This is a genomic window from Veillonella sp. CHU110 (assembly GCF_003992255.1).
Taxonomy (GTDB): Bacteria; Bacillota; Negativicutes; order Veillonellales; family Veillonellaceae; genus F0422.
This window is the reverse complement of the sequence record NZ_RQVA01000003.1, coordinates 63,922-89,713: the sequence shown is the minus strand read 5'-3', so window position 1 is coordinate 89,713 and position 25,792 is coordinate 63,922. Positions and strand designations below refer to the sequence as shown.

General features: G+C 38.7%; 25 protein-coding genes. All 25 read right to left on the bottom strand.

The genetic code is table 11. The annotated features are described in order from the left end of the window. Positions 1-274: 274 nt before the first annotated feature. The 25 genes from EO122_RS02030 to EO122_RS01910 all read right to left on the bottom strand — a co-directional run bounded on the left by EO122_RS02030 (position 275) and on the right by EO122_RS01910 (position 25,787). On the bottom strand, positions 275-922 hold the full coding sequence (locus EO122_RS02030; RefSeq protein WP_127009155.1) for a G5 and 3D domain-containing protein: 648 nt from the start codon (positions 920-922) through the stop codon (positions 275-277). A 707-nt stretch (positions 923-1,629) separates the two neighbouring features. Next, a complete protein-coding gene (locus EO122_RS08195) occupies positions 1,630-2,199 on the bottom strand; it encodes a transposase (protein ID WP_164725928.1) in 570 nt (189 codons plus the stop codon). Between the two features lie 116 nt (positions 2,200-2,315). Beyond that, complete coding sequence (locus EO122_RS02020) at positions 2,316-3,011, bottom strand: HAD family hydrolase (protein WP_127009154.1); 696 nt, start codon at positions 3,009-3,011, stop codon at positions 2,316-2,318. A gap of 85 nt (positions 3,012-3,096) precedes the next feature. Beyond that, the gene (ppk1, locus tag EO122_RS02015; RefSeq protein WP_127009153.1) at positions 3,097-5,196 is read right to left on the bottom strand and encodes a polyphosphate kinase 1; all 2,100 of its coding nucleotides are present in this window, start codon (positions 5,194-5,196) and stop codon (positions 3,097-3,099) included. A gap of 10 nt (positions 5,197-5,206) precedes the next feature. Next, the gene (locus EO122_RS02010) at positions 5,207-6,742 is read right to left on the bottom strand and encodes a Ppx/GppA phosphatase family protein (protein WP_127009152.1); all 1,536 of its coding nucleotides are present in this window, start codon (positions 6,740-6,742) and stop codon (positions 5,207-5,209) included. Positions 6,743-6,811: 69 nt separating this feature from the next. After that, on the bottom strand, positions 6,812-7,579 hold the full coding sequence (locus EO122_RS02005; RefSeq protein WP_127009151.1) for a TatD family hydrolase: 768 nt from the start codon (positions 7,577-7,579) through the stop codon (positions 6,812-6,814). Beyond that, the gene (gene metG, locus EO122_RS02000) at positions 7,579-9,528 is read right to left on the bottom strand and encodes a methionine--tRNA ligase (RefSeq protein WP_127009150.1); all 1,950 of its coding nucleotides are present in this window, start codon (positions 9,526-9,528) and stop codon (positions 7,579-7,581) included. The genes EO122_RS02005 and metG overlap by 1 nt, the downstream gene beginning before the upstream one ends. Beyond that, positions 9,521-10,387: a 16S rRNA (cytidine(1402)-2'-O)-methyltransferase gene (gene rsmI / locus EO122_RS01995; RefSeq protein ID WP_127009149.1), complete on the bottom strand. Its 867-nt coding sequence runs from the start codon at positions 10,385-10,387 to the stop codon at positions 9,521-9,523. The genes metG and rsmI overlap by 8 nt, the downstream gene beginning before the upstream one ends. Then, positions 10,380-11,099 (bottom strand): tRNA1(Val) (adenine(37)-N6)-methyltransferase, encoded by a 720-nt coding sequence (locus EO122_RS01990; RefSeq protein WP_127009148.1) that lies wholly within the window; start codon positions 11,097-11,099, stop codon positions 10,380-10,382. Before EO122_RS01990 ends, rsmI begins: the two co-directional genes overlap by 8 nt. After that, the gene (locus EO122_RS01985; RefSeq protein WP_127009147.1) at positions 11,089-11,934 is read right to left on the bottom strand and encodes a stage 0 sporulation family protein; all 846 of its coding nucleotides are present in this window, start codon (positions 11,932-11,934) and stop codon (positions 11,089-11,091) included. Before EO122_RS01985 ends, EO122_RS01990 begins: the two co-directional genes overlap by 11 nt. Beyond that, entirely contained in the window at positions 11,934-12,977 is a 1,044-nt protein-coding gene (locus EO122_RS01980; protein WP_127009146.1) for a DNA polymerase III subunit delta' C-terminal domain-containing protein, read from the bottom strand. Before EO122_RS01980 ends, EO122_RS01985 begins: the two co-directional genes overlap by 1 nt. Before the next feature lie 153 nt (positions 12,978-13,130). Continuing rightward, positions 13,131-13,817 carry a thymidylate kinase gene (locus EO122_RS01975; RefSeq protein ID WP_127009145.1) on the bottom strand — a complete coding sequence of 229 codons (687 nt, stop codon included), beginning with the start codon at positions 13,815-13,817 and terminating at the stop codon, positions 13,131-13,133. A gap of 10 nt (positions 13,818-13,827) precedes the next feature. Next, the gene (locus tag EO122_RS01970) at positions 13,828-15,390 is read right to left on the bottom strand and encodes an aminotransferase class I/II-fold pyridoxal phosphate-dependent enzyme (RefSeq protein ID WP_127009144.1); all 1,563 of its coding nucleotides are present in this window, start codon (positions 15,388-15,390) and stop codon (positions 13,828-13,830) included. Positions 15,391-15,572: 182 nt separating this feature from the next. Continuing rightward, complete coding sequence (locus EO122_RS01965) at positions 15,573-15,770, bottom strand: hypothetical protein (RefSeq protein WP_126938318.1); 198 nt, start codon at positions 15,768-15,770, stop codon at positions 15,573-15,575. A gap of 325 nt (positions 15,771-16,095) precedes the next feature. After that, complete coding sequence (locus tag EO122_RS01960; RefSeq protein ID WP_126938319.1) at positions 16,096-16,284, bottom strand: hypothetical protein; 189 nt, start codon at positions 16,282-16,284, stop codon at positions 16,096-16,098. A 251-nt stretch (positions 16,285-16,535) separates the two neighbouring features. Beyond that, on the bottom strand, positions 16,536-17,114 hold the full coding sequence (gene pth / locus EO122_RS01955; protein WP_127009143.1) for an aminoacyl-tRNA hydrolase: 579 nt from the start codon (positions 17,112-17,114) through the stop codon (positions 16,536-16,538). 1 nt (position 17,115) lies between these two features. After that, entirely contained in the window at positions 17,116-18,069 is a 954-nt protein-coding gene (locus EO122_RS01950) for a ribose-phosphate pyrophosphokinase (RefSeq protein WP_127009142.1), read from the bottom strand. 116 nt (positions 18,070-18,185) lie between these two features. Next, complete coding sequence (gene glmU / locus EO122_RS01945) at positions 18,186-19,559, bottom strand: bifunctional UDP-N-acetylglucosamine diphosphorylase/glucosamine-1-phosphate N-acetyltransferase GlmU (RefSeq protein WP_127009141.1); 1,374 nt, start codon at positions 19,557-19,559, stop codon at positions 18,186-18,188. A 77-nt stretch (positions 19,560-19,636) separates the two neighbouring features. Continuing rightward, positions 19,637-20,851: an ATP-binding protein gene (locus EO122_RS01940; protein WP_127009140.1), complete on the bottom strand. Its 1,215-nt coding sequence runs from the start codon at positions 20,849-20,851 to the stop codon at positions 19,637-19,639. Between the two features lie 219 nt (positions 20,852-21,070). Then, complete coding sequence (locus EO122_RS01935) at positions 21,071-21,823, bottom strand: energy transducer TonB (RefSeq protein WP_127009139.1); 753 nt, start codon at positions 21,821-21,823, stop codon at positions 21,071-21,073. A gap of 9 nt (positions 21,824-21,832) precedes the next feature. Next, complete coding sequence (locus EO122_RS01930; RefSeq protein WP_256359609.1) at positions 21,833-22,195, bottom strand: biopolymer transporter ExbD; 363 nt, start codon at positions 22,193-22,195, stop codon at positions 21,833-21,835. Positions 22,196-22,226: 31 nt separating this feature from the next. Next, entirely contained in the window at positions 22,227-22,841 is a 615-nt protein-coding gene (locus tag EO122_RS01925) for a MotA/TolQ/ExbB proton channel family protein (RefSeq protein ID WP_127009138.1), read from the bottom strand. Positions 22,842-22,937: 96 nt separating this feature from the next. Next, positions 22,938-23,708 (bottom strand): ABC transporter ATP-binding protein, encoded by a 771-nt coding sequence (locus EO122_RS01920; protein ID WP_127009137.1) that lies wholly within the window; start codon positions 23,706-23,708, stop codon positions 22,938-22,940. Continuing rightward, on the bottom strand, positions 23,708-24,763 hold the full coding sequence (locus EO122_RS01915) for an iron ABC transporter permease (RefSeq protein ID WP_127009136.1): 1,056 nt from the start codon (positions 24,761-24,763) through the stop codon (positions 23,708-23,710). The genes EO122_RS01920 and EO122_RS01915 overlap by 1 nt, the downstream gene beginning before the upstream one ends. Then, positions 24,756-25,787, bottom strand: a complete 1,032-nt coding sequence (locus EO122_RS01910) for an ABC transporter substrate-binding protein (RefSeq protein WP_127009135.1) — start codon at positions 25,785-25,787, stop codon at positions 24,756-24,758. Before EO122_RS01910 ends, EO122_RS01915 begins: the two co-directional genes overlap by 8 nt. Between the last annotated feature and the right edge of the window lie 5 nt (positions 25,788-25,792).

Sequence of the window (25,792 nt, the reverse complement as noted above, 5' to 3'; positions counted from 1 at the left end):
CACACCTTCGTATTTTATTATTATACCATACATAGGATATATACGCATAATACACCACATTGCTGTTCACAACAAGCAAATAATACCATCCTGAGGAATGCCGTTACAAGTAGTAGCCTTATGGCGATTTTTTTAGAAGTAAAAACTAAAGCCCGTAACATACTCCTGAACAAACCTACCGTAGGATCAGTTTGAGAAGGAGTGTGTTACGGGCTTCACCATCTTTGGGCACTATATAAACTACCATAGATTACATAGTGGAACAAGTAAAGACCTAAAGAACATACACCTCTACGGTACGTCTTCCAAATTGCATAGCTTCTCCGTAATCTTCCATGACAACATCGATTCGCGACCCTACAATATCACCACCTGTATCAGCAGCTAAAGCCTCTCCATATCCAGGAATGTATAACTTTGTTCCCAATGGAATCACATTAGGATCTACAGCCACTACACCGTGTTTTGCCTGTATACCAGAAGCTGTAATACCATCTCCCCCACCATCAGTCGGAAGATATGCAGTTGCTTCCATTGTTAGCACTTGCTTGACCTGCCCATGAGATTTAGCCATTTCCATACTACTCACACCTGTACGGATAATTGTAGGTTTCATAGGGGTAATAATAGTTCGTCCTATTTCATGTACATGTGCAGGTTTTCCCTTTTCATAGGTAACTTCTTCATTCACCTCTTCTACGCCTTCTGAACCCGTTTGCACTAATTCTTGGGTTCCTTCTGGTAATGTATCTACCTGTTCATATTGTACTGTGACAGGTATTTTTGCTTGCCGTGTTTCTATTTGTTCAAGTTCCCATCCCATTGAACTCCACATATATCCAGTAACTGTGAATACCACTAAAAGCAAAGCACCTGCTATAAAAAACTTGATTTTCTTATTCTGTATCAAAGTCTCTATCATTGATTACCTCCATGGGTGGCATTCTACCATAGGCGGATATTTTAAGTCAAACCAGCAGCTAAGAACAGCTTAACAAAGCCATTCTTTAATATTTCTCTATTTTTATCTTTACATTCATATATTAATTTTGTCTTCTGTATGAGTACATCTTCACTTAAATTATGACTTTATAAATTATACTCAAGTATTATCAATTACATATCTTACTAGTATATACACTTCTATAATAGTTCCTAGATTGATTTATTTATACACAGCTCATCCCCTGTGTATAACTATATCCACAGGTATATTAAGTGTATCTATTTTTCTGTCATAGATTAGTATGTCACTCTCTATTTCTTACATCTTTTTGATAATGCATAATTGATATGATACGCATTTTAGGAATAGGTGTTTCTTAAAACTCATAGCATGTCTTTTCCTATTTTGTAAAAAATAGCCGCAAAATACACGAATTGTGTTATTTGTAGCTATATCTCTATGGGATAGTACTATTTATAACGGCTCTATGTCAATTTTTGGGGACAGCAATTAATCTGTTCAGTTTCTTTCACATAAGAACTGTATAAAAATATAAATATAAGGAAATACAAAGAAACATAAGTGAGATACAATGGATATAACTAATTTTAGGTACCACAAAGTAACCCCACTTATGTTTCTTTTTTGTGGGGAGTCTACTATCATATAATATAGTTAATAGCCTATGCAGCAACAGATACAGGTGTATCAGGCTTGTTGTAGATACTAGGCAAGATCATCAGTAATCTAGCTCTAAAACGACCAAAATGACGAACACCATAGCTATTGTGTTTCAATACTTTAGTTTTGTTGTTACAACCCTCTGTAAAACCATTAGAGTATGGTAATAGGAAAGCATTAACTACTTCGTCATGCCAACTTGTAAACGATCGTAACAGGTTGTTAAATTCGTTAAGATTCGCTACTTTCACAAGAGCCAAAAAGTTAGATAATGTATCTTCAATAGCTGTTCGACCCTTTGCAGTAAATAAGTGCTCAAAGTAATGCTTTAATGCATAGGCCCATCTTAAGTCATCAGATTTTCGTAGAACTTCAAATAAGCGAATGCGTTCACCTGCATAGTCAGGATCTGTCAAAATAATAATTCCCCGTTTTTCATATGCATCTTTAATACGGCTTAACACTGGCTTGCGTAAATTAAACCCTTCCGTGGCAATACACTCCACCTCTAAAGCTTGTTGCACCCGTTGAATATCCGAATTACCTTCTACCACTAATACTTGTTTTAACATACGCTCAAACTCCTTCACAACATAGTGTTTATTATACCATACATAAAAACTAATCGTATGTCCTAAAGAAGAGTTGTAAATAGATCCTTGCTAGACCATATATTATATGTAAACCCTTATGCCCATACTATTTTTTCATTAAATACATCTAATATATCTTCATTAAAATTATAATCTAAGGCACTTATTTTTTTATAGTCCATATGAAGTGTATTAAAGTTCAGTTGGATGGCTGGCGCAATATCATTTGTATAGGAATCACCAATCATAATACTTTTACATGGTTGTATCTTAAAAGTATCTACTAAATATAAAAAAGCATGTAGGTTTGGCTTCTCATAGCCTATACACTCAGAAATTACTATATTATCAAAATATGTGTGTAGTCCTAGTTTTTGAATTTTCAGTTCTTGTTCTTTTTGTAAACCATTGGTAAGTAGATACAGCTTATAATTCTCTCTCAAATTAGACAATATATTCTCTATTATAAAATCACTAGATAGTTCATTAATTAAAATATCAAACATTTTTTGATAAAACTCTTCACAAAACTTTATAGATTTATCAATACCCAACTTATGAAACGTTCTATATGCTCTGTTTATTCTCAGTTCTCTTAAATCTATTTTTCCTGCTAACATATCAGCCCACAATAATTGATCTTGACATCGATACTCCTTCATAAATGTATGGTAATCAATGTCTCTTATATGTAATTCTTTATACAATGTATAGTGGGCATTTTCCCAGAAATATTTAAAATCATATAATGTATTATCTAAATCAAATACTATGGATTCAACCTGATTCATTATGTTCCCCTTTTAATACACACTTTATAGCAAGTTCTCTCATTTACAACGATACATCAACTATCTATCAACTAGATAAGAAGATTTATAGTTCAAAAATAGGTTCCCATGTATTCATTTTTTCTATAGAGACTTCCTTATCATTTTTACATTGTTTCATAAAGAACGTCTGTGCCGAGACTTTATGTTCCTTTTCTATCACTTTTCTGTACGACCCATCCGCACGCATACTATGGGCTTTTTGATTGTCCTCTAAGTACAATTGGAGAATATGCTTCAACGTTTCTTGCAACTCCTTATCCTCTACAGGAACCATCAGTTCTACACGATCATTCAAGTTCCTAGGCATCCAATCAGCACTAGAAATATAGTATGGACTTTCACTATGATTTTTAAAGTATAGAATCCGATGATGTTCCAAGAATCGTCCTACAATAGATCTCACTGTAATATGATCGCTAATTCCTTCAATTCCAGGACGGAGTGTGCAGATGCCACGTACTATAAGGTCGATTTTAACTCCTTTACAAGAGGCTTCATAGAGTTTGGCAATAATATCTTTATCTAATAAAGAGTTCATCTTCGCTACAATATGCCCCTCTTTACCCGCTGCTACTGCTTGAATCTCCCCATCTATCAGATTCATCAAAGCAGTGCGTAAGGTCAAGGGCGCTACAATCAATCGTTGCCATTCTTGTGCTTCTGCATAGCCAGATATAGTATTAAAGAATAGAGAGCTATCATCGGCATAAGAGTCTCTACAAGTCAACAACCCACAATCGGTATAGAATCGTGCCGTCTTGCCATTGTAATTACCGGTCGCAAAATGCATATATCTTCTAAGGACTTCCCCTTCTTTTCGAACGACCATAGTAATCTTAGAATGTGTTTTTAACCCACGCAATCCATAAATTACATGACAGCCAGCTTTTTCTAACCGTCGTGCCATGAGAATATTATTCTCTTCATCAAAGCGTGCTTTTACTTCCATCAATACTGTCACTTGCTTACCTAATTCTGCGGCTTTTACCAAGGAAGCAACAATAGGGGAATCACCACTAACACGATACAATGTTTGTTTAATCGCTAATACATTGGGATCTACTGCTGCTCGAGCAATAAACTCTTCCACAATAGAGAAAGACTCAAATGGATGATGCAGCAATCTATCTTTCTCACGAATATAGTCGAAGATACTGCCAGTATCTTTCTCATTGACACAGTCAAATTCTTTCGGCTCAAATGGTATATATCGTAAGTGGTCATACCCAGATAGATTACAAAAATCACTAAAAGAGGACACATCTAATATACCTTCTGCAATATATACCGCTTCTTTTTTTGCCTGTAAGCCTTGTAAAATAAACTCCAATAATTCTGGACTGTAGTTTTGACATACTTCTACACGGACCACTTCTCCTCTACGTCGACGACGAAGTGATTTTTCAATTTCTCGCAATAAGTCTGTTGCTTCTTCTTCTATATCTAAATCTGCATCACGAGTCACTCGGAATGTGGTAAATGAGTCAATATGATGACCTACAAAGAAATCTTCGCAATAATAATTAATTACATCTTCGAGCATTACAAAATGACGGTGTACATCATTAGGGACTTCAATGATCCGATTTAGCACAGATGGAATCGGTAAGATTGCCATCTTTTCTTGTTTCACATCATGGATAGGGTGAATTTTTACTACAGAATTCAGTGTTTTATTCACTAAAAATGGAAATGGATGGCTTGCATCTACTGCCAAAGGGGTTACGACAGGAAAGATATGACTACGAAAATATTGATATAACCAACGTAATTCACTTTCTTTCAAGTCTTTCACTTTGACAAAATGTAAGCCTTCTTTTTGTAATCGTTTTAAAATGTCATGAAAATACGTATACTGCAATGATACTAGCTTTTTCGTGGCTTCACTGATTGCCTTTAACTGTGCTTTTGCATCCATATGAGCCGCATCATATTTAACGACACCACTCTGCTCTTGATGTCGCAATCCAGATACTCGAATCATAAAAAATTCATCTAAATTAGAGCTTCCTATTGTTAAGAATCGTAACTTTTCCAACAGTGGATTACTTCTGTCGATTGCTTCTTGTAATACACGTTGGTTGAACTTAAGCCATGATAATTCGCGATTAAAATAATACTTCGGATTATGAAAGTCTTTCATAGTATCACTCCTAACCCAATTTCCAATGTACCACTAATTCTCTTCTAAACTCTTTCTTACATTGTTTCTTTAACTTTTCAATGGCTAAGTCCATCATGGAAACATGGCTTAGCGCTTGTACTTCTACATATACATCAATGCGTTTCTCTCCAATATGACTTTGTATAGACCGAATCGTCCGTTCATGGCTTTCATCAAAAGCTTCCGCTAAGGCTAAGGGAAACGATAATTTATTGATGATATCTCTGTCCCCATCTTTCAATATAGAAAGGTACGGTGACTGTTTTAAAAATTTGCTATTAACACCATGAGAAAAGGCTGCCACAAACGCACTGATTAACTGTTCTCGATGCGATAGTCCATAAATATTACTATTAATAATCATATACGCACTATGCCTTGCATGACTATAATAATTGATTTGCTTCCCTAAGTCATGTAATAAAGCTGCCACTTTCAATACTATTTTTAAGCGGTCCCCCTTTGGCATGATTGATTTCCACTGTTTCCGAAGAATATCTGCTAGGCCAGAAATATATTGCGCATGTTCCACATCATGAGGTGTAAATGCACGTAATATATTTAATGTGGAATGGGTGACAATATCATCTATCATACCTTGATTTTTCAAATAATGTTGACCATAGTACTGAAAGAATAATCCTTCCCGCAATCCACACCCACTCACAATCATAGCAGAGGCTTTCGTAAATTCCATTAGTTCTACAATAATCGCCATTCCTGCCACAATGATATCTGCTCGTTCTGAGGATAGACCAGAAATCTTTTTCCGCTCACCTCGAGGCGTCTCTTTAATCTTAGTGAACAACTCTTCAATAGAAGCTTTCTTGACTTTGTAATTGTGCAATCGAGGGATGGGATAATTTTTTTCTCGTTGGTCCATTTTAGCAATATTACGAGCTGTTCCGCCAATACCTATAAGAGGTAACTTTGCATTTCTCAGCCAGCTTTCACGATGCAATACATGTTGTATATGCGATATCATGGAATGATACTCTTCGGGTGTAAATTCCTGACCTGATTGGAATTGCCCCGTCATCACTAAGGCCCCCATAGGTAAGCTAACAGACTTTTTTAATTCTCGGTTTTGAATTAAACTAATTTCTATACTGGCACCCCCAAGATCAAAGACAATAAAGTCATCTAATCCTATGGTATTCACCACTCCTAAATACCCTAAATAGGCCTCTTCTTCCCCATTAATGGCTCGTAAAGAAATGCCAGTTTCTGTATAAACACGATGAATAAATTCATCTCCATTGTTAGCTAATCGTACAGCCGCTGTAGCAATGCCATACACTTCTGTCACTTCCATAGCTTTCGCCATATGCGCTAGGGCCTTCATCGTTTTGATAGCCCTATCCATAGCCGACTTTGTCAGCATTTGGTTGGTCCACATCCCTTCGCTGAGTCGAATGGATTCTTTCTGTTGATATACCAAGCGATAGCTGCCAGACTCTGTAATTTCTGAAATAACAAACCGTACTGAGTTTGATCCTAAATCTATTAATGCTACTCGTTTCATAGGTCTCCTGTGTGCACAGAAAGGCACTTTCCGTATATGCTACTGTGAAAGTGCCTTTCTAATTCTATATTACTCAATACCAAAACAGCGCTTACCATTTTCTAGGGCAATCGCAGCTAGTTCTTCCACATCCATACCACGCAACTGTGCAATTTCTTGAGCTACAAATTGTGTTTTAGATGGGTCGTTACGACGACCTCTGAATGGAGGTGGCGTCAAATAGGGCGAATCTGTTTCGATGAGCAGACGGTCCAATGGAATGTGTTTCGCTACTTCTTTTAGATTCGTAGATTTAGGGAATACTACAGGTCCTGCAAAAGAAATATAATAACCCATTTTAATAAATTCTTTTGCCATTTCTAAACTGGTTGAGAAACAATGGAAGACACCATAATTACCTTTACCATGTTCCAACAGCATATCTCGAATGGCACCATGTGCATCACGATCATGAATAATAATCGGTAAATCCACTTCTCTTGCGATGGCTAATTGGCGTTTGAAGGACTCGGCCTGCACATCTCTATCGGAAAAATCATAGTAATAATCTAAACCGATTTCACCAATGGCTTTTACCTTTGGATGGGAAGCCATTTGTTTGAACCATTCATAATCTTCTTCGGTAGCATCTTTAGATTCATGTGGATGCACACCTACTGCTGCATAGACACGATCATACTGTTCAGCCAACGCAATGGCAGACTCCGCTGTTTTACGATCGACTGCAGGGCACATAATATACTCTACACCTTGGTCAAAACAGTCTTGAATCATCTGTTCCCGATCATTATCAAATCGTTCATCATTGATATGCGCATGTGTATCAAACAATCGCATTATCTCACCACACTTCCTGGAGTTAAGGATTCAATATTGGTTACTTCTAATTGATCATCTTCATTAGAGGCCGATAAAATCATCCCCTCTGACATATGGCCCATGATTTTTTTCGGCGCTAAGTTCGCCAAATAAATCACTTTTTTGCCAATTAAGTCTTCTGGTTTATAGAATTGAGAGATTCCACTTACTACCGTGCGTGTTTCAATGCCTAAATCTAAGGTAAACAACAATAATTTTTTAGATTTCTTCACCGCTTCACAAGTCAATACTTTGGCTACCCGTAAATCTAATTTTGCAAAATCATCGTATTCGATAGCCTCTTTAATCGGTGGAATATTGCTAGTATCTACCGCTTCCTCAGTAGATTCTTCTGCAGCTTCTGGAGCCACTTCTACCATTTCAGGAATTTCAAAACGTGGGTAGATTGGATCCCCTTTCACCACTTTGGTACCAGTTGGAATAGCCCCAAATGTGCGTACATCATCTAGCATAGCTTGTGCAAACCCTTGTAAACCAAGTTGTTCCCATATTTTAGGAGCTCCTGTTGGAATCACTGGATCTACTAGAACAGCGATGATACGCAAGGATTCTGCCAAATGATACATAACAGCTTCTAAGCGCTCTGCATCGCCTTCATTAGCACCTTTTGCCAATACCCAAGGCATAGTTTCATCAATGTATTTGTTCGTACGACCAATGAAAGCCCACACAGCTTTGAAAGCTTTGTTATACTGCATATCTTCCATCAATTGTTCATAGTCTTTCACAGTTTGCTCAGCTAAGGCAATTAAATCCTTATCCACATCTTCTGTTGACGCGTGTTTTGTAATGATACCACCATGATATTTTTCAATCATCGCTACGGTACGATTCAACAAGTTGCCTAGGTCATTGGACAAGTCTGCATTGATTTTTGTAATGAAATTAGGCAAACTGAAATTACCATCATTGCCTAAATGTACTTCATTCACCAAGAAATAGCGCAATGCATCAGAACCGTAAGTGTCAATCAACGGAATTGGGTCGATCACATTGCCCAAAGATTTACTCATTTTTGTGCCATCTACCACAAGCCAGCCGTGACCATATACTTTTTTCGGCAATGGCAAGCCAAGGCTCATGAGCATGATAGGCCAAATGATCGTATGGAAACGCACAATTTCTTTACCTACTAAGTGTAAATCTGCAGGCCAGTACGTTTCAAATAAATCGCTGTTTTCATCTAACGGGTTTAATGCAGAAATATAGTTAATCAACGCATCAAACCATACATACATAACATGTTTTTCATCAAATGGTACCGGAATACCCCAGTTAAAGCTAGTACGAGACACTGCCAAATCTTCCAATCCTTGTTTGACGAATTGAATCATCTCATTACGACGAGATTCTGGTTGAATAAAATCAGGATTTTCTTCAATAAATTTGAACCATTGATCAGCGTATTTATTCATGCGGAAGAAATAACTCTCTTCTTGTACCACTTCTAAGGGACGACCGCAATCAGGACATGTTTTTTCAGGGCCTAATTTAGATTCTGGCCAAAATGTTTCACATGGTACACAATACAAACCTTCGTAGGAAGATTTGTAAATATCTCCATTGTCGAATGCCTTTTGGAATAAATGTTGGCAATATTTAATATGTCTTTCATCGGTAGTTCTAATGAAATCATCATGAGAGATGTTCAATTTTTCCCATAAATGCTTAAAGCCATCTACGATTTGTGTCGTATATTCTAAAGGAGCAATACCCATCGATTCTGCCATACGTTGGATTTTTTGGCCATGTTCATCAGATCCTGTTAAAAATCGCACATCATAGCCAGCTCTACGTTTAAAACGAGCGATTGTATCAGCAATGGACGTACAGTATGTATGCCCAATATGTAATTTCGCACTTGGATAATAAATTGGTGTCGTAATATAATACGGTTTCTTAGTCATCTGTTCTCTCCTTACTATACAATTCAATTTCATTATATACATCGCGCCGTGAAAGGCCACGTTCTTTTGCAATTTGACGGGCTGCCTCTTTTTTAGGCACTCCCTCCTTGATTAAAGCTAAGGCTGCTTCCAATGGTGAAAGTACAACTTCTTCTACCATTGATTCTTCTGTCATCGTTTCACTGCCACCCACCAAGAGAACAAATTCCCCTTTTTCTACGATTTGACTGAAGTCATTTCGTAACGCTAGCAAGGTGGTTCGTGTGAAAGTTTCAAACTTTTTCGTCAGTTCACGACCTACTGTGATAGGGCGATTCCCCAACCCTTCATGTAATTTTTGGATAGTTTCTTCTATGCGATGAGGAGCTTCATAGAAAATCAGGGTTCCTTCATAGGTAGCAATCCGTGATAACACCTCTTTTACATTCTGCTTTCGTTTCGGCAGAAAACCTATGAAATGAAATTCCTTTGTGTTTTGACCCGATGCGATAAGCGCCGTTAAACCTGCATTCGCACCTGGTAAAGGAACAATCGGTATACCCACATCGATGGCTTCTTTCACCAAATCTTCACCAGGGTCAGAAATGGCAGGCATCCCCGCATCACTCACAAGCCCTACTGATTGACCTTCTAATAGGCGTCCAATCAGTTCTATACCTTTGTCCACCTTATTATGCTCGTGATAGGATATCATAGGCTTTACAATATTAAAATGTTGTAATAATACCCCTGTATGACGCGTATCTTCCGCTGCTACCACATCTACTTCTTGTAATGTACGCACAGCCCGATAGGTCATATCTTCTAAGTTCCCAATGGGTGTGGGAATTAAAAATAATGTCCCTTTATGACTACTCATAATATGCTTGTACCTCATCTGAATAGGAACCATCCACTTCGTAAATATATAAAGGTGGTTCCACCATCATACCTAGTTTTCCACCATATTTTAATTCTAATAATACTAACTTGCTCACTTTATCTTGGTTACCATGAACAAAGCGCATTCGTTTTACCCTAAATTGAGTCTGTTCTATAGCACTCAGTAAGGATTCTAACCGTGGGGTTGTATAAATCATCCACAGTATGCCGCCAAATTTTAAATACCGTTGAGCTTGTAACAATCTATCTTTCATAGAGTGTTGTTGTTCATGTAAGGCTAATGCTATACTTTCTTCTTGTGATATAAGTCCACTATTCGATTCAAAATAGGGCGGATTCATGTAGATACCATCAAACTGACCATAATACGGTTTGCCAGCATCGGTCATGTAATCTAGGTCCACCATAGATACAGCATCTGCAATATCATTATGAATAACACTTTTCTGGGCTAACTCAATCACAGAGGAATTACAATCTACCCCCACCACATGACGAGCTCCACGATGGTACAATACATGAGGAATCACTCCTGTGCCTGTACCTAATTCTAAATAGTTCTTATTGGATTTTGCCTCTCCAAAATGAGCGAGTAAAATAGCATCAATAGAAAACTTAAACTCTTTTTCGTCTTGAAACAACTGAAACCCACTTAGTAATAATTCTGTGATTGTAATATTACTCTTCATCCGGCAATGCCACTTCCGACCAATGTAAGTCGATAGTTCGTCCCGCTTCTAATTGTACTTTTACTGTCTTTTTCATAGTATTGATTTTTAAGACTTTTCCTAACCCTTCATCGGTAACTACTTCTTTACCAATACCAGGTGGCTCTGCTACCGAAGCTGGTTGTTTTACTTTTTGTGAATACAAGTCTCCCCCTTTTAGGTAGGAGTCATTTTCATAGTTCAAACAACACATCAAGCGACCACAAATACCAGAAATTTTTGTTGGATTTAAGCTCAAATTTTGATCTTTCGCCATACGAATAGATACAGACGCAAAATCGCCTAAGAAGTTAGCACAACATAATGGACGTCCACAAGCACCAATTCCATTTAATACTTTTGCTTCATCGCGCACACCAACCTGTCGCAATTCAATGCGCGTACGGAATACATTGGCCAAATCTTTTACTAATTCTCGGAAGTCAATTCGACCTTCTGCAGTAAAGAAAAATACAATTTTATTCATATCAAATGTGTATTCCACATTGATTAATTTCATAGGCAATCCACGATAAGCGATTTTTTCTAGTCCAATCTCAAAAGCTTTTTCTTCTCGCTCTCTATTTTTCTCTATTTGTTTAAAATCTTTTGGCGTGGCTTTACGCGTCACTTCTTTCAGCGGTTGCACCACGCTATCTTTCGATACCTTCCGTGGCCCAATTACGACTTCCCCAAATTCCAACCCACGAGAGGTTTCTACTATCACACCATCTCCTGTCGTTAGGGTTACAAACCCTGGGCTAAAGTAGTAGATTTTTCCAGCTTTTTTAAAGCGTACTCCTACTATTGTAACCACTATATATCCTCCTTCACAGCCTCACGCAAGGCTAATATAACTCCATCTATGACAAGGCCTGTGCGCACATTAAGTCGCAATGCCTGTTCTGCTTCTAATGTAACAGGAATCACCCGTTGTAATGCTTTTGATGACCATCGCTCTAGAATAGCTTGCATAGAAAATCGATAATCACTCAAAATCATTTTTTCAAGAGGTACACCATATCGCAATGCCAACATATCTCTTGCTAATATACGTAACCAACGCAATATATCTATGACTACATCTTTTGAAAGTTCCTCTAAAGATAGGCTGATCGTCGTAAAAAAATGACTTCGTTCTACTAACTGTTCTAGTATATTCATAGCCTTTTCTAAACTTTCAATCGTCCCCGTCTCAGCCCACTGTCGTGCTAAGGTAGGATTTCCTCGAGCCAATCGTACGGCCCTATGGATATCACCTGTGTATCCTTCCTCAGTGAGAGCTTTCACCAATTCTGTTTCTGGCACAGGTTGTATACTCACAAGCATACACCGAGACACAATCGTTGGTAGTACTGTATCTATATTAGTTGTAACAATGATAAAAGACATGTTTCGTGGCGGTTCTTCAATCGTTTTCAACATAGCATTGGCAAGCACTGCATTCGCTGTCTGAAAACCTTCCACAATCACCACCCGTGGCGTATCACTAGATACATTAATATATGTGTCTAGTATGGTATACCATTGTTCGACACTGAGTTGAGTTTTCATTGGACGAATCCAAAAAGCATCACCTTGATCTATATAGACAGGTAATCCTTTATCCTTGACTGTACTTTCACTTTCCCCAGACTCAATACGTCGTTGCTCTATGTGTGAGAGATACGTCCGCCCCTCATCAGGCGAAAAAATCTGACGACCCACTAAAGTAGATCCAATGGCAATTGCCATGGACACAGATTCCAATCCCGATTCTCCATATAGCAGTAAACTATGTGGCAAAGCAGAGTCTTGAATTAATGTAGAGATTTGTTCTTTCACTTGGTGTTGACCAAGCACTGCATCAAAAAAAGACATACTTCCTCCTTTACCTCATTAGACTACCCTTTATTATAGCATGTTATGGCAATAATTACACGGCTAAAAGAACAAACACGGCATAGGCTGTGCAACATTTTGCAAGCCTACGCCGTGTCTAGCCTCTTACTCTATATCCACTATGATTCTAATCTATTCATGATTACCATCAATATACTGTTTTACAATCCTATAGACTTCCTCATGAATGTCATCAATAGTGCGTAACTGATCATTTTCATTTTCACAGTGCACACGATGCCAATCATAAGTGCTCACTAACATATCGTAAGCATCATGCACAGCAATCAAATGTGAACGGTCCTGTTCATGAATATCCCCAGTATTGCCCCCTGTTTTACCTGTTCGTTCTGCTAATAAATCCTCCGACAACGATAAGGGCATATCCAATAAAATGACCGCATCAGGGCGAGGAAGTCCATATAGGTCATATTCCAATTGATCAAGCCACTGCAAAAATGTTTTACGTTCTTCTAAATCTGTGTACTTTATCATTTGATGCACCATATTAGAAGTAGTATACCGATCCGCAATAATGATACCACCATCTTCGTAAAACCGTTGCCAGTCTTGGCGATACGATGCAAATCGGTCTATCGCATAGAGTGTGCTCGCCACATAGGCATTCACAGAACTTGCTTCTTTTCCAAAGTCGCCACGCAAATACATTTTAATCGGCTCTGCAGCTGGACTATCGTAATTAGGGAAGCTCACTGAACGAGCTTTATATCCTTCGGCTTGTAATCGTTCTAATAATTTGGCGGTCTGCGTGGCCTTGCCACTACCGTCGCCACCTTCAATAATGATTAACTGTCCCATATATATCTCCTTATTTACAAACAATGATTGTATCTAGATTACGGTCCCTAGCACCATTCGGCACATATCCATCACGCCGTTTCTGCTCTATATAGGCCAACACTTCTTCCGTAATTTCCTCTCCTACACCCAAGCACGGTATGCCTGGCGGGTAATAGGTAATCGTTTCTCCACTGATCCGTCCGCGCGCTTGTACTAATGGAATTTCTTCCATATCAGTATAAAATGCTTGTCGCGGTGATAGCACCACAACTGGTGTTGGTAATGTTTCCATGATGCTTGCATGCAGATCACTAGCATCCTGTGTATTATCCATTGCACTGATGCTTTTATCATTACTTTGGCCATATGCAAGTGCATCGCCATCTTGATGATCTCCGCTGAAATCTTTTGTAGCCTCTTCTAAGTTATGCTTATATGCATCTGATATATCCTGTACTGCCTCTATGACGTGCTGTATGCTTGTTTCTGTATCGCCTATCGTAACCAACAACAATACATGATACGCTTTCATCAATTCCACTTCAATATGGCGCACCCGCAGCTCTTGTTCTAAATCTTGTGCAGTCAGTCCCAGATGCTTAGCATCGATAATAATCTTTGTTTCATCAAAACTGAAAGCCCCATCTATATCCTCATGCCCAGGACATACAATACCTGGAACCTCATTCAATGCCGTTCGTAGTGTACGAGCTAACTTTAATGTTCGTTCCATAAGGACCTTTCCTTCCATAGCCCACTGGTAACGCGCCATATCCAAAGAGGCCAAGAAAATATAGTTTGGACTGGTACTCATCAACAATTGTTGTAATCGTTGAATCCGATGTATATCAATACGAGGACCTTGTCCATGAAGCATCGATGTTTGCGTTAAGGATCCTAACAATTTATGCGTACTTTGCGCCACTAAGTCTGCACCACTTGCTAATGCAGGCACAGGCATGCCTAAAGAAGGGATGAGGTGCGACCCATGCGCTTCATCCACCAAGACTACCATGTTTCTTTCATGGGCTGCCTCTATAATTCGTTTTACATCTACACCGACCCCATAATAGTTAGGATGAACCAATACGATAGCCTTCGCTTCTGGATGTGCATCCATCGTAGCAATCGCATCTTGTGCTGTTACACCGACAGGAATTCCCCATCGATGATGGAAATGCCCTACCATATAGATTGGTTTAGCTCCACTTAAGACTAAACTATTATGTACAGAGCAATGAGCCTCTCTAGGGATAATGATCGAGTCACCTTCATTTACAATGCTCATAATCATCATTTGAATGGCTCCAGATGTACCATTGATAGAGAACCAAGTATGTTCTGCGCCAAAGGCCTGTGCTGCTAGGCGTTGTGCCTCTAGTAATTCATGCTCTGGTTCGTGATAATCATCAATGGCATACATCAATCCCAAATCATATGGCAATGCTGGTCCCATCCACGCCTTAAGTAAATTGGGTGCACCATATCCAATTTTATGACCTGGCGTATGAAATGGAATCATACGCTGTTCTTTATATCGTTCCAAGGATTCCACAAAAGGAAGTCTATCTTGTCGCCACGTTTCTTTCATATATCACTCATGTATTCCTTATCTATATCACTTCAAACATATGATGTATATCATCAATTATGTTCCATGCTACGTATTATTGTACCCTACTCTGTCATGGCATTCAACAGTATCTACCATAGGAGTGACAATAAAAAAGCTGTTACAGCCTGTAATATCTTACAAACTGTAACAGCTTTATATTATTTGCTATATTCTGCAACGTATTGAGCACCTGCTTTTACATAGTGTTCCATCGTGTTCGCCACTTGATATAAATCCTGACCAGTCATAGCGTTAATGTCTTGACCGCCCGTTGCACTATTGATAATTTGTGAAATTTCGTAACCACTATATCCTAGCACAGACAAGCGGTTGGATAAACTTTTAATTAAGCTCATTGCTAACCTCCATTTGTGTAGTAACTTTTGAATTCATTTCCTCAACGAGGATCCTTCTGTGGTCTGGTTTAACCACCATAGCCAAATATCCGTTATACGTATATGAAAGTTTGCATCTACACTTCCTATACATTGTATATACAGCATCGGCCTATTTAACTATGTTGGAAACTATTATAACGATATATTTCGATATTGTCAAGTTAATTCTATAGAAAATTTACATAAATAGAAAAAATCGACCCCAAAGGGGCCGATTTTCCATACTAACTTGTAATCAAAAGCGATTAGCTAATTAAAACCTGTAGTACTATCGAACGCACAATTATTTTCGATTTTTGGCTGCTAACGTAGCTAACATAGCTTCCTCAGTACGACGTCGTACTGCATCTACTAATGGTTTGACTTCTAAAAACTCAGCATCAGTCAAACGGAATGTACGTCCTTTACGTTCAAATAAGGATTTTTTGCGACCTGCACCAGCCCGCTTGCCGCCCCAATTATTACCTTTCATGATAATGCCTCCCTCACAATAAGTAAAAATAAAGACGATTCACATAAAATACTAATTATACTGCTCTAAACTTAGTATATACTTTTATTCTCATAATTTCAAGATGAAAAAGTACATATAGTGAATTTATTTGATTGAATTCTTTCATCAATTGAAAGATAGTCTGCATATCGATGAAAACACACAAATTACACACGATTTGCACATAATAAAAACCAAGATGGAACATACTCCTCCATCTTGGTTTACTATTAACGAGGCCGTCCTTTTTTAGGGTTGTATAAATTCATCCCTTTATCGAGACCTACTTCTACGCAACCCAATACGGCTTTCACCATATCCTTGATGCCTTTTTGTACGGAACTTTGTTGTTCCTCTGGAAAACGAGCCAACACATGATCTACTACCGTCCACTCAGGTAACGGGCGACCTATGCCAAATCGGAAATGAGGAAATGCATCAGTCCCTAAATGACTTATGATCGATTTAATACCATTATGACCACCTGCACTACCATTTTGGCGGATTCGCAATTTTCCAACAGGAAGATCCATATCATCATAAATGACAAATACATCTTCTGGACTCAATTTATAATAGCGCATCAATGGACCTACTGATTCACCACTCAAATTCATATACGTTTGTGGTTTCACTAATAGTACCTTTTCACCCTCGATTGTACAAGAGCAAATTTCCGCTTTATAATCTTCTCGCCACGGCGTATGATTTACTCCATCTGCAATAGCATCGATCACCATGAATCCAATATTATGACGAGTTCCTTCATAGTCTCTACCAGGATTTCCTAGTCCAACTAATAATTTCATATTATTTATCAAATAAAGAGCTTACTGACTCTTCTTGAAATATACGCAAAATCGCTTCTCCTAGGAGCGGAGCTACGGATAAAATCGTAATATTTGGTAAACGGCATGGTTCTGGAATATCGATTGTATTTGTTACAATTAACTCTTTAATGTTAGAGTTTGCAATACGCTCACATGCTGGATCTGTTAATACCGCATGTGTTACACAAGCTGTAACAGATTTAGCACCAAATTCTTGCAATGCTTTCGCACCTTCTACAAGAGATCCTGCTGTATCTACGATATCGTCGATGATGATACAGTTTTTACCTTGTACATCACCAATTAGATTCATAACTTTTGCAACACCTGGTTGTGGGCGTTTTTTCTCGATAATTGCAATTGGTGCACCAATGCGATCTGCTAAATCACGGGCACGTGTTACACCACCAAGGTCTGGAGATACGACGATGACATCTTCCATTTTCTTTTCATTAATATAGTTAGCAATAATGGATGCACCCATCAAATGATCTACTGGCACATCAAAGAAACCTTGAATTTGACCTGCATGAAGATCTACTGTTACAAGGCGAGTTACACCAGATGTTTGTAGTAAATCTGCCATTAATTTTGCTGTAATTGGCTCTCTACCACGAGTTTTTCTGTCCTGGCGAGCATATCCATAATATGGTACAACGGCTGTGATATGACGAGCTGATGCACGTTTTAAAGCATCCGCCATGATAAATAATTCAACCACATTATCATTCACAGGATAGCTAGTTGGCTGTACGATAAATACATCTTTACCACGTACACTTTCATCAATCATGACTTGTATTTCACCATTGTTAAAGCGTCCTACGAATGCTTCTCCTAATGAAAGGTCCAAATAATCACAAATTTCTTTGGCTAACGCTGGATTTGCATTGCCTGTAAAAACTTTGAGTCGTTTACCATCTTCTAATGCCATGTCATTACTCCTCTAAAACAATTGACTTACAATTTGATGCACAAAGGCTCTACTTCTATTGTACTTCATTTTCTCAATTTTGTGTAATATATTTTACCAAAATTTCTAGTACTACATTATTTTTTGAAAGTATCCTCTGTTACCCAGTTTTCTTTCACCACTTGACGAGCCCGTCCAAATGCTAATGCACGACTTGGCACATCCTTTGTAATCGTAGAGCCTGCGGCCACGTAACTTTCACTACCCACCGTAACAGGCGCTACTAAATTAGAATTGCAGCCTACAAATACTTTATCTTCAATGGTGGTACGATGTTTCTTTTTACCATCGTAGTTAACTGTGATAGTACCACAACCAATATTCACTTTAGATCCTACATCACTGTCGCCAATATAGGATAGGTGCGGGAATTTTGTACCCTCTCCCACTACGCTATTTTTCACTTCTACGAAGTTGCCGATTTTTACTTTATCAGATAATACTGTATCTGGTCGCAAATGAACAAACGGTCCAATGACTGTATCATTTTTAATTTCACAATCGTGTGCATACGAATCGTAGATATGATTATTATCGCCTACTGTCACATTAGATAAACGTGTATTAGGGCCCAAAATATTATTGGTACCCACCACAGTATTCCCTTCCAATGTCGTATTTGGATAGATAATCGTATCTGGTCCCACCACAACTTCTGGCGCAATGTATGTGCTATGTGGATCCACTAAGGTAACGCCGGCTTCCATCAAGGCTAAGTTAGTACGATTACGTAAAATCAATTCCGCTTGTGCCAATTGTAAACGACTATTAACCCCTAAAGATTCGTCACTGTCCATCGTCATGTAGGCACTTACTGTTTTTCCTGCTTTTACAAGAATACTCACCACATCTGTAATATATAGTTCTCCTTGTGCATTATCATCTGAAAGTTGCTCCAAACAAGGCCATAATTCTTTGGAATTGAAAATGTACATGCCCGTGTTGACTTCGTGCACTTTTAACTCATCCAATGTACCATCTTTTTCTTCTACAATGCGTTCTACAGACTTAGCTTCATTGCGAATGATACGGCCATAGCCATACGGATTATCCATATAGGCCGTTAACACAGTGGCTGCTGCCCCTGTTTCTTTGTGGTGCGCCAATAATTGTTCTAGCGTTTGTTGTGTTACAAGCGGCGTATCTCCACATAATAGTAAGATAAGCCCCTCATGATTGCCTAGTACAGATTCTGCTTGTTGTACTGCATGACCAGTTCCTTTTTGTTCTAATTGTGTCACGTATTCCGCGCGATCACCTAAGTAGGCTTTCACATCATCACCGCCAAAACCAATGATGACAACATTTCGCTGTGCCCCTACCGATTGAGCCGCTTCTAATACACGTTCCACCATTGCCTTACCAGCTACTTTGTGCAATACCTTTGGAAGTTTAGATTTCATGCGAGTGCCTTTACCGGCCGCTAAAATCAAACCTACTAATTCATTCATATGCATCCACCTTTATTGTTATTGAATAATAATTATATATAAATTAGCATACCATATTGTGGGAGATTTTTCGACTGTTATTTGTCTTCCATAAGCCATTCTAGTACATTTCTCTGTTGAATCCCATTATAACTCGCATTCTTATTAATCACATCGAAGGTTAATAGATATTTAGGATAATGGTCTTGTATTTGCTCTAACGGTGTTAGTTCTCTCTCTAACGTATGGGGATCTAATACACTTTGACTTACTTGGTAATATTCAATCATACCCTGTTTTTGGGCAATAAAATCTATCTCACCTTTTTGTAGATGACCTACATACACTTTGTACCCTCTACGTATGAGCTCTAAAAATACAATATTCTCTAATATATGTCCTGTATCCTCGCCACGATTAGGTAATAAGAATTGTTTTAACGCTACATCTGCTGCATAATACTTCGCATTCAACTGTAACACTTCTTTTCCCCGCACATCATATCGATTGACTTGATACAGTAACAACGCATCTTGTAACGCTGATATATATCGCTCAATGGTTCGACCATCTACTTTTCGACCTGCACTAATAAGCGAGTTTTTAATCTTTGTAGGATTGATAAGACTCCCTATATTGGCAAATAAATATCTAGCCACACTTTCCAATAATTGAGGGTCTCCAATTTTACTGCGAGCAATGATATCTTTCAATATAATGGTGTTAAATATTCCTTGTAAATAATCTAAGATCATCGGCAAATTATCGCCTAAGCGCAAAATACCTGGAAAAGAACTGTATTGTGTGTAGCGTTGATATAGTTCTTCCAATGGTTGCCGTTCATCCTTGCGATGGGCTTCACAAAATTCTTTGAATGAAAGTGGTAACATATCTAGCTGTACATAGCGCCCCGATAATAAAGTGGCCATTTCAGAAGACATAAAATACGCATTAGATCCAGTGATGTACACCTTCACCTTATCTTTGATGTACAAACTGTCCACCACTTTTTCAAAATTAGGCACATGTTGTATTTCATCAAGAAATATATACATCTCCTGATTCAGTATAATCCGTTCTAAAATATATTCGTACAATGTACGATACTCTTGTAAATGTTCATACTCTAAATCTTCAAAATTAATACTTATAATCTGCTCTGGCTGAACACCTTGAGATAACAACTCGTCCTTATACAATTGAAATAGCGTAGACTTACCACAACGGCGTATACCAGATACAACAATAATCGCATCCGTCTGCCGATGATTACGCAAAAAGTCTAAATACTGTTTTCGTTCAATTAACTTCATCGAGTTCCCTCCTTTATGCTATAGCTTTAATTACAAATCTATATTTTTATCATTTTATGGATTCTATGACATATTTTTATATTTACTTCATTATTTTATGTAACAGAACGCAGTTTTTTCTTTATTTTAACATTTTTGTGGAGTCTGTGACAAATTTTTCTTCATATAACAAAAGGAAAGCTGAAATAATTCAACTTTCCTTTATTAAGTATTATTTAACTACAACGCAAATCGATAGCTTCTTGTTGCATAGGCACGAACTGGTCGTCCATTTCTAGTGGCTGGCACAAATGTCCATTGGTATGCTACTCGCATTACTGCTTGTTCAAATTCTGGTTGGCCACTACCGCCTATGACACTGACAGAACTAACAGATCCATCTTTTTCCACCACTAATTGAACAACAACACTACCGGTTTTCCCTTGGCGTAGCATTTTAGGTGGATACGGTGCCTCTACATCTCTCACTAAAGAAAGGCTGCCCACATCGACGATGACACCGTCATCACTGCCGTCTACTCCATCGCCACTTCCACTGCCATTACCATCACCGCTACCGTCTCCAGTACCATTGCCATCCCCTTGACCAGTACCATTTCCAGAACCATCCCCGCTACCTGATCCTTCACCAGATGTAGCTGGGCCCGATTCAGAAATTGCACTAGTACTCGGCGCTACAATAGCAACACTTTTAGGCGCTTCTGCTTTAACTTGCTCCAGTATAGCTTCTGCTTCAGCGATGTTCGTAATTGGGGGAGGAATTTCATGTTTTTCCGTATGCGGTGCCGTAATCGCTGGTCCTGGACTAGCTTGTCCTCCGCCCCCTTTTTCCTCGTGGACTAATTGCACCTCTACTACTTCTTCCGTATCTGGCGTAGGCGTTTGTATATGACCCAATACACCTAGAAGTACTACAAGACCTAGATTTGTAAGTCCGGATATCACTGCGGGAATTCGCCATCGTCTATCCATAGTACCTCCTTATTTACTATCTGTCGCAATAGATACTTTCACAATACCCATTTGTTTTAATGTATCTAAGACAGTAACAAATGCACCATATTCAGCTTTTGCATCGCCACGTAGAATAACAACCATATCTCCACCTTTTGCTTGTTCCGCTTGTAGGTAACGAATCATTTGATCTAGTGTCACTGGTTGCGTTTCTACATAGATTTGGCCATTATTCGTAACCGTAATTGGAATTTTACGTTGCAGGTCTACTTTTGATGCCACTGCTTGTGGTAGTTGAATCGGTACAGATTTTTGAACGACCATCGTTAACATACTCATCATGAAAAAGACCAGTAGAAAGAAAATAATATCAATCATAGGAATAATCATGAGTTTTGGTTTAGACGTAGTCCGTAAGGATCTAAGCCGCATGGTTGTCACCTGCCAATTCCGCCATATACATAGCGCTTGCATCTTCGATTTGGCTAATCAAAATATCTTGTTGTTGCACTAAGTATGTATGTAAAATTAAAGCAATAATTGCCACGATCAAGCCTGTAGCTGTCGCAATCAAGGCTTCCCCTACACCACCTGTAATAGCAAATGGTTGACCTTCAGAAATAGATAGCACACTGAAAGAACCGATCATACCTGTTACTGTACCCAATAATCCCAATAATGGAGCCATGGTAACGATAGATTCAATGTAATTCAAATATTGGCGAAGCTTAGCTGATTCGCTAATCGCTGCTGCTTCTAATAATTTTTCTTGTTGTTCTTTATTGTTGCCACCACGAGCTGCTTCTGCAATCACATGTGTAGCCATCCCTTTATTAGTTTCTTTCAAGGCTTGTAATCCCTTCCAGTTACTTTGTTGTACAAGAGGGATGATCGTTTCACGTAGCACATTTACATCATCTAACATAGAACGATAAAAACGTAACCGTTCTACAAAAATAATCACTGCAATAAAAGAGCAAATTAGCAATGGATACATCACATATCCACCTTTTATAAATAATTCAAACAATCCCATGTCTTACCTCCTTATCCATGGTTCACATTCATACAGTATATGTAACGGATCGAACTAGCTCTATCCTTACAATAGACAGCAACAAAGAGTGACTACTTACTTTACTGTTTCTGTAAAAATAATATGAATTGAATCTTCCGTCGGACCTTCTACGATGCGACTATGTACACCGTATAAGTTTTGAATAAACTCTGGTGTCAATAACTCTTTAGGAGTTCCTGCGCCGACTACTTGACCACGGTCTATAGCCACCAATCGATGACAGAACTGAGATGCTAAGTTTAAATCATGAACTGCCATCAATACAGTTACCCTCGCATCACGAACGATTTCCAACATCTCCAATTGGTACTTAATGTCCAAGTGGTTCGTTGGTTCATCCAAAATCAAGCATGGGCTTTCTTGTGTTAAGGCTCGTGCCAAGATCACACGTTGTTGTTCTCCCCCTGAAAGGCTCAAGAAATTCCGTGTTTCCATATGGTCCATCCCCACCTGTGCCAACGCCCGTCTAGCTATAGTATAGTCCTCTGGGGTGTCTCCTTCAAGTAATTTTTTATGTGGCATACGACCCATAAGAACAATATCCATCACCGTAAAATCAAATTGGTACTGATTATGTTGTGCCACTACAGCCATTTGCAAAGCACTTTCACGGAATGAAAGTTCATCCAAGGATCGGCCGTTCAACTCAATGCGTCCTGCATTGGGATGCAAGGCACGATAGATGCACTTTAACAGCGTACTTTTACCACTACCGTTAGGTCCTATTAGGCCGACAATTTCACGATCTTGCACTTCTAAATCTATGCCTTGTAAGATTTGCGTTTGTCCAATGCCAAAGGCAACTTGTTCTACTTGTAAATTCATCAATTACCTCCGAATGCATAGGTTTGCTTAATCATTAAGTATACAAAGGCAGGTGCGCCGATAACAGAAATCAAAATGCCAATTGGTAGCTCAGTATGTGGAATAATAGTTCTACTCAATGTATCTGCTACTACAAGCAACAAAGCTCCTCCTAATGCGGAAATAGGAATCAATCCTTTGTGGTTCGTTCCTAATGCTTGTCGTACGATATGCGGAATCAACAACCCAACAAATCCAATAATGCCTGCTGCATACACAGCAAAACCAATCATAATAGAACTCATCACAAGGTATAATTGGCGATATCTGTGAAGATCTACACCTAGGGTAATGGCTACTTCATCACCTAGTAACATCAAATTCAAAATGCGTGTTTGGAACCAGAAGAATACGATTGGTATTAGAATGACAAATACCATGATGCCAATCAAATCCCAATTAGCCCCTGCCAAACTACCCATCATCCAAAAGGCCACGTTTTGAATACCTTCCTTATCTTTGGCAAAGTATACGATAATGCTCGTAAAAGCACTGCAAACGGCGCTCAATGCCATACCTGCTAATAACAATTTGATCGCATTAGCTCGGCCACCCATATTGGCAATAATAAGAACCCCAAATGATATAACCATAGCTCCTATAAAAGCCATAATACCTACGTATTCTTCACCAAAAGCAATACCTACGCCCATTAAAATAGCTACTGTAGCACCTGTAGATGCCCCTGATGAAATCCCTAAAATATATGGATCTGCCAGAGGATTTTTAACAATGGCTTGCATAATGACACCACTAACAGCGAGTCCTGCACCTACTAGAGCCGCTAAAATAACCCGTGGCATACGCAACATCCATACAATATCATTCAAAGCTCCTTGCCGTGGATCATCTATGACAATAGTATTAACAAATTTTGATGCCACTACTTGCCATAAAGTCTGTGCTGGAATATGTACAGTGCCCAAAAACAAGGACCATGCCATGCCTAAAATCAGCAATGCGATGAGTACAATTCCCACTCCCACTACAGTGAGTGTATGTGTTCGATTACTCATGAGTACCTCCTGTAAAATTTGGATACAATCCGTGAATCATAATATCCAATCCATCATGGATTCGTGTGCCAGCACTGTACACCATAAACAATGGAATTCCATGTACTCGATGGTTACGTATGGCATCCACATGTTGTAAGGTAGGATTCTTATATAGATTGTCTATGAGTTTATCTTGCCGTTCATAATCCTCTTCTACTAACACTAAAAAGATAACTGATGGATTCAAATGAATTAATTCTTCTGCATTGATTGTCTGTCCTGCTTCCGAAATAAGATGACCTCCTATTTCTTCTAGCATGTTGCCTGCTAACGTTTCTTTATCATACACTCGATATTGTCGTCCAGAATTTTCCAGTATCAAAACAGTATCTTTGGTATGCTGTGCTTCTCCATAGGTCTTTGCCTCTGTCACTGCACGTTTTGTACGGTTCACAAGTTCTTCCGCCCGTTCTTGTCTATTGACGATAGCTCCTAAGTCAAGAATATATTGATATTCTCCCTCTACCGTTCTCTTAGATTTTTTATAGGATGCTCTGGATATGTAACTATCAATTCCACGTTGTGCCCAGAAATCTGTACTCTTCCAGTTATTCTTCTGAAAGGTTGAATACCATCCTACAAGCAAATCTGGTTCCCATAGTAATGTAGTTTCTACATCTGGAATTTCCATACTTTTATAAGGAATTTTTTCATAGGCATCACGATATTCCTCTGCAATATATTTACTATCTGGCACCCCTATAGCGGCAATCATACGATCACCTACGCCTAGGGCAAGCAATGTTTCTACTGAACTTTGCCAAACGCCCATGATGCGTCGTGGTTCCCCTTCATAGGTGACAACTTGATCAGTACCTTTGCTCGTTAATTGATTGATAGAACGAGGTCCAACTTCATGGGATACAGCAGTGCTTTCCACATACTCAGGCATAGGAATGAATTCTTCCATACCATGTAAATGTGCGCTATACAAGCCTCCTAGCAAAGCCACTACACAGCCTGTTATATATATTTTTTTCATCCGTT

Coding starts and splice junctions, on each gene's coding strand:
- EO122_RS02030 (WP_127009155.1), bottom strand. CDS start 922: ATGATAGAGACTTTGATACAGAATAAGAAAATCAAGTTTTTTATAGCA.
- EO122_RS08195 (WP_164725928.1), bottom strand. CDS start 2,199: ATGTTAAAACAAGTATTAGTGGTAGAAGGTAATTCGGATATTCAACGG.
- EO122_RS02020 (WP_127009154.1), bottom strand. CDS start 3,011: ATGAATCAGGTTGAATCCATAGTATTTGATTTAGATAATACATTATAT.
- ppk1 (WP_127009153.1), bottom strand. CDS start 5,196: ATGAAAGACTTTCATAATCCGAAGTATTATTTTAATCGCGAATTATCA.
- EO122_RS02010 (WP_127009152.1), bottom strand. CDS start 6,742: ATGAAACGAGTAGCATTAATAGATTTAGGATCAAACTCAGTACGGTTT.
- EO122_RS02005 (WP_127009151.1), bottom strand. CDS start 7,579: ATGCGATTGTTTGATACACATGCGCATATCAATGATGAACGATTTGAT.
- metG (WP_127009150.1), bottom strand. CDS start 9,528: ATGACTAAGAAACCGTATTATATTACGACACCAATTTATTATCCAAGT.
- rsmI (WP_127009149.1), bottom strand. CDS start 10,387: ATGAGTAGTCATAAAGGGACATTATTTTTAATTCCCACACCCATTGGG.
- EO122_RS01990 (WP_127009148.1), bottom strand. CDS start 11,099: ATGAAGAGTAATATTACAATCACAGAATTATTACTAAGTGGGTTTCAG.
- EO122_RS01980 (WP_127009146.1), bottom strand. CDS start 12,977: ATGTCTTTTTTTGATGCAGTGCTTGGTCAACACCAAGTGAAAGAACAA.
- EO122_RS01975 (WP_127009145.1), bottom strand. CDS start 13,817: ATGGGACAGTTAATCATTATTGAAGGTGGCGACGGTAGTGGCAAGGCC.
- EO122_RS01970 (WP_127009144.1), bottom strand. CDS start 15,390: ATGAAAGAAACGTGGCGACAAGATAGACTTCCTTTTGTGGAATCCTTG.
- EO122_RS01965 (WP_126938318.1), bottom strand. CDS start 15,770: ATGAGCTTAATTAAAAGTTTATCCAACCGCTTGTCTGTGCTAGGATAT.
- EO122_RS01960 (WP_126938319.1), bottom strand. CDS start 16,284: ATGAAAGGTAATAATTGGGGCGGCAAGCGGGCTGGTGCAGGTCGCAAA.
- pth (WP_127009143.1), bottom strand. CDS start 17,114: ATGAAATTATTAGTTGGACTAGGAAATCCTGGTAGAGACTATGAAGGA.
- EO122_RS01950 (WP_127009142.1), bottom strand. CDS start 18,069: ATGGCATTAGAAGATGGTAAACGACTCAAAGTTTTTACAGGCAATGCA.
- glmU (WP_127009141.1), bottom strand. CDS start 19,559: ATGAATGAATTAGTAGGTTTGATTTTAGCGGCCGGTAAAGGCACTCGC.
- EO122_RS01940 (WP_127009140.1), bottom strand. CDS start 20,851: ATGAAGTTAATTGAACGAAAACAGTATTTAGACTTTTTGCGTAATCAT.
- EO122_RS01935 (WP_127009139.1), bottom strand. CDS start 21,823: ATGGATAGACGATGGCGAATTCCCGCAGTGATATCCGGACTTACAAAT.
- EO122_RS01930 (WP_256359609.1), bottom strand. CDS start 22,195: ATGATTATTCCTATGATTGATATTATTTTCTTTCTACTGGTCTTTTTC.
- EO122_RS01925 (WP_127009138.1), bottom strand. CDS start 22,841: ATGGGATTGTTTGAATTATTTATAAAAGGTGGATATGTGATGTATCCA.
- EO122_RS01920 (WP_127009137.1), bottom strand. CDS start 23,708: ATGAATTTACAAGTAGAACAAGTTGCCTTTGGCATTGGACAAACGCAA.
- EO122_RS01915 (WP_127009136.1), bottom strand. CDS start 24,763: ATGAGTAATCGAACACATACACTCACTGTAGTGGGAGTGGGAATTGTA.
- EO122_RS01910 (WP_127009135.1), bottom strand. CDS start 25,787: ATGAAAAAAATATATATAACAGGCTGTGTAGTGGCTTTGCTAGGAGGC.